11 protein-coding genes are annotated in these 12,799 nt (G+C 61.3%); 4 read left to right on the forward strand and 7 right to left on the reverse strand.

Features of this window, described 5'->3' with window-relative positions; genetic code table 11:
• The first annotated feature begins 129 nt into the window (after positions 1-129).
• Both QMX91_RS22605 and QMX91_RS22610 read left to right on the forward strand, forming a co-directional pair.
• Complete coding sequence (locus tag QMX91_RS22605; protein ID WP_282413414.1) at positions 130-1,374, forward strand: FAD/NAD(P)-binding oxidoreductase; 1,245 nt, start codon at positions 130-132, stop codon at positions 1,372-1,374.
• Positions 1,375-1,383: 9 nt separating this feature from the next.
• Positions 1,384-2,184, forward strand: a complete 801-nt coding sequence (locus tag QMX91_RS22610) for a sulfite exporter TauE/SafE family protein (RefSeq protein WP_098968223.1) — start codon at positions 1,384-1,386, stop codon at positions 2,182-2,184.
• 102 nt (positions 2,185-2,286) lie between these two features.
• Here the strand turns inward: QMX91_RS22610 and QMX91_RS22615 are convergent, their stop codons facing one another.
• The 7 genes from QMX91_RS22615 to QMX91_RS22645 form a co-directional block, all read right to left on the reverse strand.
• Positions 2,287-3,567, reverse strand: a complete 1,281-nt coding sequence (locus QMX91_RS22615) for a TRAP transporter large permease (protein ID WP_134786063.1) — start codon at positions 3,565-3,567, stop codon at positions 2,287-2,289.
• Positions 3,567-4,094 carry a TRAP transporter small permease gene (locus QMX91_RS22620; RefSeq protein WP_098968224.1) on the reverse strand — a complete coding sequence of 176 codons (528 nt, stop codon included), beginning with the start codon at positions 4,092-4,094 and terminating at the stop codon, positions 3,567-3,569. The genes QMX91_RS22615 and QMX91_RS22620 overlap by 1 nt, the downstream gene beginning before the upstream one ends.
• A gap of 76 nt (positions 4,095-4,170) precedes the next feature.
• The gene (locus QMX91_RS22625) at positions 4,171-5,142 is read right to left on the reverse strand and encodes a TRAP transporter substrate-binding protein (protein ID WP_123588209.1); all 972 of its coding nucleotides are present in this window, start codon (positions 5,140-5,142) and stop codon (positions 4,171-4,173) included.
• Between the two features lie 64 nt (positions 5,143-5,206).
• Positions 5,207-6,100: an SMP-30/gluconolactonase/LRE family protein gene (locus QMX91_RS22630; protein ID WP_282413415.1), complete on the reverse strand. Its 894-nt coding sequence runs from the start codon at positions 6,098-6,100 to the stop codon at positions 5,207-5,209.
• Positions 6,101-6,130: 30 nt separating this feature from the next.
• The gene (locus tag QMX91_RS22635) at positions 6,131-6,955 is read right to left on the reverse strand and encodes an NAD(P)-dependent oxidoreductase (protein ID WP_282413416.1); all 825 of its coding nucleotides are present in this window, start codon (positions 6,953-6,955) and stop codon (positions 6,131-6,133) included.
• Positions 6,956-7,237: 282 nt separating this feature from the next.
• Positions 7,238-8,533 carry an OprD family porin gene (locus QMX91_RS22640; RefSeq protein ID WP_098968228.1) on the reverse strand — a complete coding sequence of 432 codons (1,296 nt, stop codon included), beginning with the start codon at positions 8,531-8,533 and terminating at the stop codon, positions 7,238-7,240.
• A 165-nt stretch (positions 8,534-8,698) separates the two neighbouring features.
• Positions 8,699-9,649 carry a polysaccharide deacetylase family protein gene (locus tag QMX91_RS22645; protein WP_282413417.1) on the reverse strand — a complete coding sequence of 317 codons (951 nt, stop codon included), beginning with the start codon at positions 9,647-9,649 and terminating at the stop codon, positions 8,699-8,701.
• A 267-nt stretch (positions 9,650-9,916) separates the two neighbouring features.
• Between QMX91_RS22645 and QMX91_RS22650 the strand changes: the two genes are divergently transcribed.
• Both QMX91_RS22650 and QMX91_RS22655 read left to right on the forward strand, forming a co-directional pair.
• Complete coding sequence (locus QMX91_RS22650) at positions 9,917-11,572, forward strand: MFS transporter (protein WP_225138612.1); 1,656 nt, start codon at positions 9,917-9,919, stop codon at positions 11,570-11,572.
• Positions 11,569-12,711 (forward strand): HlyD family secretion protein, encoded by a 1,143-nt coding sequence (locus QMX91_RS22655; RefSeq protein WP_027613204.1) that lies wholly within the window; start codon positions 11,569-11,571, stop codon positions 12,709-12,711. The genes QMX91_RS22650 and QMX91_RS22655 overlap by 4 nt, the downstream gene beginning before the upstream one ends.
• The last annotated feature ends 88 nt before the right edge of the window (positions 12,712-12,799 follow it).

Below are 12,799 nucleotides of genomic sequence, written 5' to 3' on the forward strand. Positions count from 1 at the left end.
GCTCGCGATAGCGGTGTATCTGCCAACATCTTCATAGACTGACATACCGCTATCGCGAGCAGGCTCACTCCTACAATGGATTTGTGCGATGGCCAAGAAATCCTTGCATGCAGCAATAAGGAACAAGCAATGAACGATCAACACTGGGGCCCATCCATCAGTGCCGATATCGTGGTCATCGGCGGCGGCACCGCCGGCATCGGCTTCGTCGCCAGTCTGCTCAAGCGTGATCCCACTCTTAAAGTCACTGTGATCGAGCCAAGCGCCCAGCACTACTACCAACCGGCGTGGACGCTGGTCGGCGGTGGCGCCTACGACGTCAAGGACACCGTGCGGCCGATGAGCAAAGTGATGCCGCGTCAGGCCACCTGGATTCAGGCGGCGGTGACCGGTATCGATCCCGATCTGCGCCAGTTGACCCTCAACGATCAGCGCACCGTCACTTACCAAAACCTGATCGTCTGCCCCGGCCTGCGGCTGGCCTGGGAGAAGATCGAAGGCCTGCAGGAAAGCCTCGGTCAGCATGGCGTGACCTCCAACTACAGCTATCAGCACTCGCAGTACACCTGGGATCAAGTGCAGAAACTGCGCGGCGGCAAGGCGTTGTTCACGCAGCCGGCGATGCCGATCAAATGCGCCGGCGCGCCGCAGAAGGCGTTGTACCTGTCGTGCGATCACTGGCGTAAAACCGGCGTCCTGAACAAGGTCGAGGTTGAATTCAACCTGGCCGGCGCCGCGTTGTTCGGTGTCGCGACCTTCGTCCCGCCACTGATGAAGTACATCGAAAAGTACAACGCGCAACTGGCCTTCAGCTCCAACCTGGTCAAGGTCGACGGCCCGGCGAAAACCGCGTGGTTCGAGATCAAGGACGCCGACGGCAACCTCACCACACAGGCGAAAACCTTCGATTTGCTGCACGTGGTGCCGCCGCAAGTCTCGCCGGATTTCATCGCCCAGAGCCCGCTGGCCGACGCTGCTGGCTGGTGCGAAGTCAATCCACACAGCCTGCAGCATCCGCGTTACCCCGAGGTGTTCGGCCTCGGTGATATCTGCGGCACCAGCAATGCGAAAACCGCTGCCGCCGTGCGCAAGCAGGTCGTCGTAGTCGCCGAAAACCTCTTGGCCCTGCGCAAGCAACAACCGCTGCCACTGAAGTACGACGGCTACGGTTCGTGCCCGCTGACGGTGGAGAAGGGCAAGGTGATCCTCGCCGAGTTTGGTTACGGCGGAAAGTTGCTGCCGACCTTCGCCCTCGATGCGACCGTGCCGCGCCGCTCGGCGTGGTTCCTCAAGGCGACGCTGCTGCCGTGGTTCTACTGGAACGGCATGCTCAAGGGCCGCGAGTGGCTGACCGGTTTGTCCAAAGTCGACTGAGAATTCCCTATGTTGCTGGCAAGTCTGTTTGGCGTGTTGATGGGGCTGATTCTCGGACTGACCGGGGCGGGCGGCGGGATTCTCGCGGTGCCGGCGCTGGTGCTTGGCCTCGGCTGGAGCATGACCCAGGCCGCGCCCGTGGCGTTGTTCGCCGTCGGCAGTGCGGCGGCAGTGGGCGCGATCGACGGTTTGCGCCATGGGCTGGTGCGCTACCGCGCGGCGCTGCTGATCGCCGCGCTTGGCGCGGTATTTTCGCCACTGGGCATCTATTTTGCGCACCAGTTGCCGGAGAAGATCCTGATGATCCTCTTCAGCCTGCTGATGGTAATGGTGGCCTGGCGCATGCTGCGCCGCGAGCGTGCGCAAACGGGGCCGAGCGACCACGGCCACGCCAGTTGGGGGCAGAAAAACTGCATGCTCAATGAGCAGACCGGGCGTTTCGACTGGACCGCCAAATGCACCGCGACCCTCGCGGCGCTGGGTGCGGTGACCGGCGTGGTCTCGGGCTTGCTCGGCGTCGGCGGTGGCTTCCTGATCGTGCCGGCGTTCAAGCAACTGACCGATGTGCAGATGCGCGGGATTGTCGCGACGTCGCTGATGGTGATCAGCCTGATTTCGGCGATTGGTGTGATCGGCTCGTTTCACGCGGGTGTGCGGATTGATGCTCAGGGCGCGGCGTTTATCGTGGCCAGCATCGTCGGCATGATCATCGGCCGCAAACTGTGCGCGCGGGTGCCAGCGCGGACGTTGCAGGTGGGGTTTGCCAGCGTGTGTCTGGTGGTGGCGGGGTATATGTTGTTGCGTGCCTGAATGTTGGCAGATCAAAAGATCGCAGCCTTCGGCAGCTCCTACAGGAAGCGCATTCCCATGCAGGAGCTGTCGAGTGAAACGAGGCTGCGATCTTTCAGGCTGTTACAACACCAGATGCGGTAGCCACAGGGAAATGGCGGGGATGTAAGTGACCAGCATCAACACCAGAAACAGCACCGCATAAAACGGCAGCAGCGCCTTCACGGTGCTTTCGATACTGACCTTGCCCACCGCCGAACCGACAAACAGCACCGCACCCACCGGCGGTGTTATCAGCCCGATCCCGAGGTTGACCAGCATGATCATGCCGAACTGCACTGGATCGACACCGATGCCGAGAATCACCGGCATCAGGATCGGCGTCAGAATCAGGATCAGCGGCGCCATGTCCATCACCGTGCCGAGCAACAGCAGCATGACGTTGATGCACATCAGGATCACGTAACGGTTGTCCGACAGGGTCAGAAACAGCGTGGTGATTTTCGCCGGAATCTGCATCAGGGTCATGATGTAGCCGAAGCTCGCGGCGAAACCGATCAGGATCATCACGATGGAAATGGTGCGTACCGTGCGGTGCATCAGCTTCGGCAGTTCACGCCACTTGTAATCGCGGTAGATGAACATGGTCACGAAAAACGACCACAACACGGCGATGGCCGCCGATTCCGTGGCGGTGAAAATCCCCGAGAGGATGCCGCCGAGGATGATCACCATCGCCATCAGGCCCCAGAGGGCTTCGCCGACGATTTTCAGCGCCTGGCGCATCGGGATCACTTCACCCTTGGGGTAGTTGCGCTTTTTCGCGAAGATCAGGCACAGCACCATCAGGCAGGCGCTCATCATCAAGCCCGGCACGATGCCGGCCATGAATAGCGAGGCAATCGAAACCGTACCACCGGCGGCCAGGGAGTAGAGCACCGAGTTATGGCTGGGTGGCGTGAGCAGGGCTTGCACCGAGCCGCTGACGGTCACTGCGGTGGAGAAATCCCGTGGATAGCCTTTGCGTTCCATTTCCGGAATCAGCACCGAACCCACCGACGCGGTGTCGGCCACCGAGGAACCGGAGATCGCGCCGAAAAAGGTCGAGGCGACAATGTTGACCAGCGACAGGCCACCACGCACGAAACCCACCAGCACCCCGGCACACGCCACCAAGCGCCGCGACATGCCGCCCTCGGCCATGATCGCGCCGGCCAGGACGAAGAACGGAATGGCCAGCAGCGAGAACTTGTTCACCCCCGACGCGACCTGGATCATCACCGCCTGGAACGGGATGTCGATCCACCACGCACCGATCAGCGCGGCGGCGCCCAGCGCATAGGCGACCGGCATGCCGATCAGGATCAATACGATAAAACTGCCCAGCAGAATCAGAGCGTCCATTAAGCGCCACCTTCACTTTCTTCAACCAGATCGAACTGCACGACCCGCCGTTTGCTCTGGTCACCGAGCAAGAGTTTTTCCAGGACGAAAACCAGCGTCAGCAAGCCGCCCACGGGAATCGGCAGATAGGTCACGCCAACCCGCAGATCGGGCAGGGCCGCCATGAACTGGTTCCAGGTGGACAGGCACAACTTGGCGCCCCAGATGGTCATGAAAATGCAGATCGACGCCATGAGCAGTTGCGAGAATATCGCCGCCGCAGATCTCAGCCGGGGTGGCATGCGGTCGGTGAGCATGGCCACGGCCATGTGCGCACCGGCGCGGTAACTGGCGGCGGCACCGATGAAGGTGAACACCATCATCAGCAGGATCGCCGTGGGCTCTGGCCAGCTCGAACCGGTGCCCAGCACGTAGCGGGCGAACACGCCCCACGGAATCATCAGAGAAATCGCCAGAACGGAAAGGCCGGCGACCCAAATGCACGTCATGTAAATCTTGTCGTTGATACGCAGCAGCAGATTCTTCATCGGGTTCCACCGTAACCGGGCGCGCCTGTGTCATCAGGTGCGCCGGGCCTGGTTAATGAGGACGGAGCGGGAGGCGTTACTGCACGGCTTCGATTTTCTTGATCAGGTCGGCGTACTTCGCACCGTACTTTTCCCGCACCGGTGCGGTGGCGTCGTAGAAGGGTTTCTTGTCGACCTGGATGAACTCGACGCCAGCGGCCTTGAGTTTTTCTTCGCTGGCAGCGGACTTCTTGTCCCACAGCACGCGCTCTTCAGCCTGGGCAGCCTTGGCGGCGGTCTTGACCAGCGCCTGTTGATCCGGGGTGAGTTTTTCCCAGGTGATTTTCGACATCACAATCGGCTCTGGCAGGATCAAGTGACCGGTCAGGCTGTAGAACTTGGCGTTCTGGAAGTGGTTGTGTTCGAGCAGGGTCGGCGGGTTGTTTTCCGCGCCGTCGATCACGCCGGTTTGCAAGGCGCTGAAGATTTCCCCGGTGTCCATGGCGATACCGTTACCGCCCATGGCGTTCATCATGTCGATGAACATCGGGTTGCCTTGCACGCGAATCTTCATGCCCTTGAGGTCTTCGAGCTTACGTACCGGTTTCTTGGTGTAGACGTTGCGCGTGCCGCCGTCCATCCAGGCCAGGGCCACGAGGCCGAATTCGGAGTTGGTGATTTTGTCGAGGATCTCGTCGCCCACTGCGCCGTCGATGACGTTACGCATGTGTTGATGGTCGCGGAAGATGAACGGCATGTTGAACACGTTCACATCCGGCACTACCGGGCCGACGATACCCAGGCTGACGCGAGACAGCTGTACCGCGCCGACTTGCATCTGCTCGATGACTTCCTTTTCTGAGCCCAGCACGCCGCCGGGAAAGTATTGGAAGGTCAGCTCGCCGTTGGTTTCCCGGGTCAGGGTCTTGCCCATGTTTTCTTCGGCCACCACGGTGGGATAACCGGCGGGATGGATGTCAGCGAATTTGAGTTGCAGGGCCTGGGCGGCGCCAGTGAAGGTGAACATCAGCGGGAGTGCAGCGGCCAGCAAGGTGCGTTTGAAGTTCATGGGGGTGAGTCTCCAGTCTTGTTATTGTTGTGTTCAAGGCGCAGCGGTGCAGCAGAGGCGGGTGTTACAGGGAATCGTCGAACAGCGGTTCTTCCAGGCCTTTGACCCCGGGGTTGAGGGCGAACACGCCGCCGGCCAGGGATTGCGGATCGCGGTCGTCGCCGGGGCGAATCGAGGTCACGAAGAGGGTGTCCATGCGGCTGCCGCCGAAGGCACACATCGTCGGTTTCTTCACCGGCACTTCCAGCGAGAAATCGAGGCGGCCGTCCGGGGCAAAACGGTGAATCAGTCCGGCGTCGTTGGCGCAGATCCAGTAGCAGCCTTCGGCATCCACGGCAGCGCCATCCGGCCGGCCGGGGAAGTGGTTCATGTCAACGAAGATCCGCCGATTCGATGGTGTGCCGGTCTCGGTGTCGTAATCGAAGGCCCAGATCAATTGCACGTGCGGATGTGAATCGGACAGGTACATCGTCTTGCCGTCAGGGCTGAAGCCGAGGCCGTTCGGCACGATGAACCCGTCGAGCTGCGCTTCGATCACACCAGACTGCCCGGCGCCGTAGCGGTAGAGCCGGCCTTCGGATGCGTTCAGGCCCATGTTCAGCACCATGCTGCCAGCCCAGAAACGGCCCTGGCGGTCGCAGCGACCGTCGTTGAGGCGCATGTCTGCTCGGCTGTGCTCGACGGTGGCGAGCCATTCGCTGTCGAGGCTGCCATCGCTGTGCGGGTGCAGATGAAAAAAGCCGTTCTCCATGCCGGCAACCCAGCCGCCACCGCTGTGACGGGCGATGCAGGCGAGCATTTGCGGGGTTTTCCAGGCATGCACATGGCCGGTGTCAGCGCTCCAGCGTTGCAGCCCGCCGTTGGCAATATCGACCCAATACAGCGCGTTTTCCTGCGGCACCCAGACCGGGCTTTCGCCCACGGCGTTGCGCGCATCGACGATCAATTCGGCTTGCATACTCATTCCTTTGCGTCGTTGGCAGAGTGTTCAGTCGCCGAAGGGGCCGGCCGCGACGAACGCGCCGCCCTGATAGATCCGCGCCGGGTCATCGGCGGCGGGCATAGGCTGCGCTTCGACTTTTTCGCGGAACACTTCGGAGCTGTCCCTGGCCTCAAAACCGAGGTGACTGGCGAAGCGGTTGTCCCACCAGACGTCCTTGTTGGCGGACATGCCGTAGACCACGGTATGGCCCACGTTTGGCGTGTACAGCGCGCGTTCGAGCAATTGCGTGAGGTCATCGAAGCTCAGCCAGGTGTGCATCATTCGGCGGTTCTGTGGCTCGGGGAACGAGGAGCCGATGCGGATGCTGACGGTCTCGATGCCGTAGCGATCGAAGTAGAAACTGGCCATGTCTTCGCCGTAGGACTTGGACAAGCCGTAGTAGCCGTCGGGGCGGCGGGCGCAGTTGGCGTCGAGCGGCTCGTCCTGTTTGTAGAAGCCGATGACGTGGTTGGAACTGGCGAAGATCACTCGCTTCACACCATGGCGGCGTGCAGCTTCGTAGATGTGAAACACGCCGCAGATGTTGGCGCCGAGGATTTCTTCGAAGGGCCGCTCCACGGAGACACCGCCGAAATGCAGGATTGCGTCGACGCCTTCGACCAGTTGGTGCACGGCGTGTTTGTCGGCAAGGTCGCAGGGGACGATTTCTTCGCGATCATCAATGGCTGGGGCGAGGGCGGCGATGTCCGACAGGCGCAGGACACGGGCATAAGGGCGCATACGTTCGCGCAGGACTTTGCCCAGGCCACCGGCAGCGCCAGTCAGCAGCAGACGGTTGAACGGGGCGCGGGGAGTAGAGGTAGACGTCATGGCAATCCCTTACACGTTGTTATTAGGTTTGTTGTAGGTTGTCGTATGACTGCGCTGAAGTATCGGTAGGGTTTCCGGAACTTGTCAACGCGACTTTTGGGGTAAATGACGGAAGGGACTCATTCACTTTTCAATCACCGCGACGCCTTCGTTGCAATGCAATCCCCCTGTGGGAGCGGGCTTGCTCGCGAAAGCGGTGTGTCATTGAAAGATGAATTGACTGACCCGACGCATTCGCGAGCAAGCTCGCTCCCACAGGGAAACACGGTGTTGCGACTGGCTTTACAACAACGAAATCGGATAGCTGATAAAGACCCGGTTCTCGTCGAACTCATTGGTGCTGAAGTCCCGGCGTATCGTCGCGTTGCGCCATCTCACGTTGAGGTTTTTCAGCGGCCCGCTCTGCACGGTGTATCCCAGTTCCGACTCGCGCCCCCATTCCTTGCCGTCGGTTATCGTCCCGGTGTGCACGTTATCGCCGCTGATGTAGCGGTTCATCAGGGTCAGGCCGGGAATGCCGAGGGCGACAAAGTTGTAGTCATGCCGCAACTGCCAGGAGCGCTCTTTGGCGTTGTCATAACTGGCGTTGTAGCTGTCGTTGGCCAGGGTGCCGCCGCTGGTGCCGTTGACCCGCATCCACGCGTCATCGCCGCTGAGTTTTTGCAGGCCGACATAGAAGGTGTTGCCGCCGTAGCGGGCCGACAGCATGGCAAATGCAGTCTTGTTATCGAGGTCGCCGGCCTGGGCGCTGCCGTCTTCCTTGCCGGTGAAGAAACCGAGGTTGGCGCCCAGCGTCCAGTCGCCCAGCGGCTGGCTGTGGCTGAGGTTGAAATACTGCTGCTGGTAGATGTCGCTGAGTTCGGCGTACCACACGCCGACCAGGGTGCGCTTGTCGTTGAAGGTGTACTCGCCGCCGCCGAAGTTGAAACGGTCGGAGGTGAAGGCGCCGCGGCCGTTCATCGACATGTCTTCCATGCTGGCGTCGTTACGCGGGCTGTTGCCACGGAACTGCCCACCGTAGAGGGTCAGGCCGTTGATTTCGGTGGAGGTGATCTGGCCACCGCGAAAGGTCTGCGGCAACGAGCGGCCATCGTCCGAGCGCAGGATCGGCAGCACCGGCATCCATTCGCCAACCTTCAATTCGGTCTTCGACACCTTGGCCTTCAGCGCCACGCCGAGGCGACCGAAGTTGTCCGCCGGACGCCCGTCATCGTGAATCGGCAACAGTTGCGTACCGCCGGTGCCCTTGCCGCCATCGAGTTTTTGCGAATACATCCCCAGCACATCGAGACCGAAGCCGACGGTGCCTTGGGTGAAGCCGGATTTGGCATCAAGGATGAAGTTTTGCGTCCACTCTTCAGCCTTGCCCTGCGGGTAGTTCGGGTTGACGAAGTTGCGATTGAAGTAGGCGTTGCGCAGGTTCAGCGTGGCTTTGCTGTCTTCGAGGAAGCCTTCGGCGTCGGCGCTCATCGGCAAAACCAGGGCGAGGCTGCTGCAGCCGATCAAACTCAGGGTGGAACACGGGCGGGGGAAGGAAATACGGGACGTGCGAACGGAATTGCAGACGAGTGTGCTCACTGTGACGCTCCCTGTTGTTGTTTTTATTATTTGTCATACGTCGTCGTACAACATGGTTGCGGATAGTTGCGAGGTTTTCCGTAAAAGTCAACAGGGCTTGTTACGATTATTTTGCACGAGGTGGCAGCCCTCCAAATGCTGCGAAGAGGGCTGTTTTCGGCGGGTTTACCGGTTATAGAGCGCCTCTGTGTTGTCGATCAGCGGGTTTTTCTCGGTCAGGACGATCCGGGCGATCTGGTCCTTGCGCATGAATGTCACTTTCGGATGGGACTGCGCATAGCGGATAAAACGTTCCATCGCCTCGACCATCGCCGGGGTGCCGCCGATGCGGTCGTGCAGACTCACCGACATCATCCGCCGCTTGCTCGCGCCTTCCGCGTACAGACGATCAAATTCCAGCACCAATTGCTGATAGAACTGCTCGGCGGAGAAATGCCGACCCTCAATCAACACGATGTCGTTGTTGCGCAAGGTATACGGCACCACGGCGAATTTGCGCCCACGGACCATGGTCACGAACGGTTCGTCGCGGCTGACATCATCGATGTGGTAGGTGAAATTCAGGTCTTGCAGGACCTTCAGCGTGTTGGGGCTGCGCCGCAGCCAGTTGGCGTTGTAGCCCACCGAGCGCTGGCCGGTGAGTTTTTCCACCGCGTTGACACCGTCGCCGATGAACTGTTTTTCCTGGTCGTAACTCATGTTGTAGGAATCGGCCCAGCGCATGCCGTGGGCTGCCAGTTCGTGGCCGCGCTCGGCAATCGCTTTCGCCAGTTCCGGGTGCTTGAGCGCCGCTTCGCCGACCACATGCGAGGTGACCTTGATCCCGGTGCGATCCCACAGATCGAGCATCCGCCACAAGCCTTCCTTGTAGCCATAATCAAACCAGGTCTGCGCCGGCAGATCAGGGTAACCCTTGGGCAATGGGCTGCCGGAAAACGGACTTTCCGCACCTTCGGGCTGGCCGCCGGTTTCGAACTGCATCGACACCGAGATCACCAGTTGCGAGCCGTCCGGCCACGGGCGTTCCTGGGCAAAGGCGAGGGAGGGCAGCAACAGGGCGGCAGCCAGAAGGTTTTTCAGCAGGCGTGGGGAGCGTTGCCAGTGGGGCGTGGTCATAACGGGCACCTTGCAGGTTGAGAAGGGCTGCAAGGGTGGCAGTTGCCCGGCGCGGGAAAAATCCGTTGCGGGCGAGAGGACCTTTAAACAGAATTTACGAATCCACCGCGAACCCTGTGGGGGCGGGCGTGCCCGCGATAACGGTCTGCCAGTCACCCTGTTGCCGAGCCGACTGCCGTCATCGCCGGCAAGCCAGCTCCCACAGGATTGTGGGTTTGCCGCAAGATTTGCGGCAAACTCCCGGCAACACAAGCACAAGGCCTCTCAATGGATCGATACGCCCCGCGCGACTGGCAGCCTCACGAGAAGCCCAGTCTGCCCGGTTCCCCCTCGACGCCGCTGCACTCCAACCCCAAGCGCCTGGCCTATGCGCTGGTCGGGCTGCTGGTGGCGGTGACCGGTGGTTTGGGTAACTCGCTGGTGGTCGCCAACCTGCCTTACCTGCAAGGCGCGCTGGGCGCGACCACGGCGGAGATGGCCTGGCTGCCAGCTGCGTACGTGATGACCAACGTGTCGATGAACCTGCTGCTGGTGAAGTTTCGCCAGCAGTTTGGCCTGCGTGCATTCACCGAAGTGTTTCTGGTGCTGTATGCGCTGGTGACGTTCGGTCATCTGTTCGTCAACGACTTGAGCTCGGCCATCGCGGTGCGGGCGGCGCACGGCATGGTCGGTGCGGCGCTGAGTTCGCTGGGTCTGTATTACATGGTTCAGGCGTTTCCGGCCAAATGGCGGTTGAAGGCGCTGGTGCTGGGCCTCGGCGCCTCGCAACTGGCGCTGCCGCTGGCGCGTCTGTTCTCCGAAGACTTGCTGCAGATTGCCGAATGGCGCGGCCTGTACCTGTTCGAATTGGGCATGGCCTTGCTGTCGCTGGGCTGCGTGCTGCTGCTCAAGTTGCCGCCCGGTGATCGCTTCAAAACCTTCGAGCCGCTGGACTTTCTGACCTTCGCCATTCTCGCCAGCGGCGTGGCGCTGCTCTGCGCGGTGTTGTCGCTGGGGCGGATCGACTGGTGGCTGGAAGCCAACTGGATCGGCTACGCGCTGGCGGCCTCGATTGCCCTGATCCTCGCGGGCCTGGCGATCGAGCACAATCGCAGTAACCCGATGCTGATGACCCGCTGGCTCGGCAGCGGCACGATGATCCGCCTGGCGCTGGCGGTGACCCTGATCCGCATGGTCACCTCGGAACAGTCCACCGGCGCCGTCGGTTTCATGCAGAACCTCAACATGGGTTATGAGCAGTTGCACAGCCTGTATGTGGTGATGCTGATCGGCAGCGTCGCCGGGCTGGCGACCAGCGCACTGACCATCGATCCCAAGCACCTGCTGATGCCGCTGATCATCTCGCTGGCGCTGATGGCCACCGGTTCGGTGATGGACAGTTTTTCCAACAACCTGACCCGTCCGCAAAACCTGTATTTCAGCCAGTTTCTGCTGGCCTTCGGCAGCACGTTTTTTCTGGGACCGACCATGGTGTTCGGCACCCGCAACGTGCTGACCAATCCGCGCAATCTGGTGAGTTTTTCGGTGTTGTTCGGGATCTGCAACAACCTCGGCGGCCTGCTCGGCGCGGCGTTGTTGGGCACGTTCCAGATCGTGCGCGAGAAATTCCATTCCAGTCACCTGGTCGAGCACCTGACGCTGTCCGATCCGCTGGTGGCCGCCCGTGTGCAGAGCGGCGGGTCGGCTTACGGTTCCTTGCTGGCCGACCCGAGCCTGCGCAATCTGGCCGGGATTCGCAGCCTGGCGAATGCCGCGACTCGCGAAGCCAACGTGCTGGCCTATAACGATGTATTCATGCTGATCGCCGTGATTGCGGTGCTGACCATGATCTGGCTGTCCATTCGTGCGCTGTGGCTGATGAGCACCACCAAAGCCGTCGACCCCGCGCCTTCCGTACCTCCTGACGGTGCTTCCAATTCATGACCGAACCGACCACCACAACCACCAATGCCATCGCCGCCACCCCGGAAGGCGTGGCACCGCCGTCCTCGCCGAACACCGAGCCGCGCTCGTTGCGGGTGCGGATCATCTCGTCGCTGGGCTTTGCCGCGATTGCCATCGTCGGTGTGCTGATCGTGCTCTACGCCTGGCAGTTGCCGCCGTTCAGCAGTGCGGTCGAAACCACTGAGAACGCCCTGGTGCGTGGCCAGGTGACGATCATCGGCCCGCAGCTCAGCGGTTACGTGTTCGAGGTGCCGGTGCAGGACTTCCAGTACGTGAAGGCCGGCGACCTGCTGGTGCGGCTGGACGACCGGATTTATCAGCAGCGCCTCGACCAGTCGCTGGCGCAACTGGCGGTGCAGAAAGCCGCGCTGGCCAACGTGGTGCAGCAACGCAACAGCGCCGAAGCGACGATCAAACTGCGTCAGGCGGTGGTGGCCGACAGCGAGGCGCAGTTGCGCAAAAGCGAGGCGGATCTGCGCCGTAACAAGGAGCTGGTGAGTGACGGCTCGGTGTCGAAACGCGAGATGGACGTGACGCTCGCGGCCAATGCGCAGAGCATTGCGGCGGTGGCGCAGGCAAAGGCCAATCTGGAAATCGCCCGGCAGGATCTGCAGACGGTGATCGTCAATCGCGGTTCGCTGGAAGCCTCGGTGGCCAGCGCTGAAGCAGCGGTGCAACTGGCGCGGATCGACTTGTCGAATACGCGCATCGTCGCCCCGCGTGACGGCCAGCTCGGACAGATTGGCGTGCGCCTGGGCGCTTACGTCAACTCCGGGGCGCAACTGATGGCGTTGGTGCCGAACCAGAAATGGGTGATCGCCAACATGAAGGAAACCCAGATGAACAATGTGCGCGTCGGGCAGCCGGTGCGCTTCACCGTTGATGCGCTGAACCACCGCAAGTTCACCGGCCATGTGCAGCACATTTCACCCGGTACCGGCTCGGAATTCGCCCTGTTGCAGGCCGACAACGCCACCGGCAACTTCGTGAAAATCGCCCAGCGCGTGCCGGTGCGGATCACCATTGATGAGGGGCAGCAGGAAGAGGAGCGCTTGCGCCCGGGGATGTCGGTGGTGGTCAGCATCGACACCGCAGCGGGCGACACACAACCGCATTGACCTGCGCAGATCAAAAATGTGGGAGCGGGCTTGCTCGCGAAAGCGGTGTGTCAGGCGATATTTTCGTATCTGATACACAGCCTTCGCG

Source organism: Pseudomonas sp. PS01299 (genome assembly GCF_029960145.1).
GTDB lineage: Bacteria > Pseudomonadota > Gammaproteobacteria > Pseudomonadales > Pseudomonadaceae > Aquipseudomonas > Aquipseudomonas putida_A.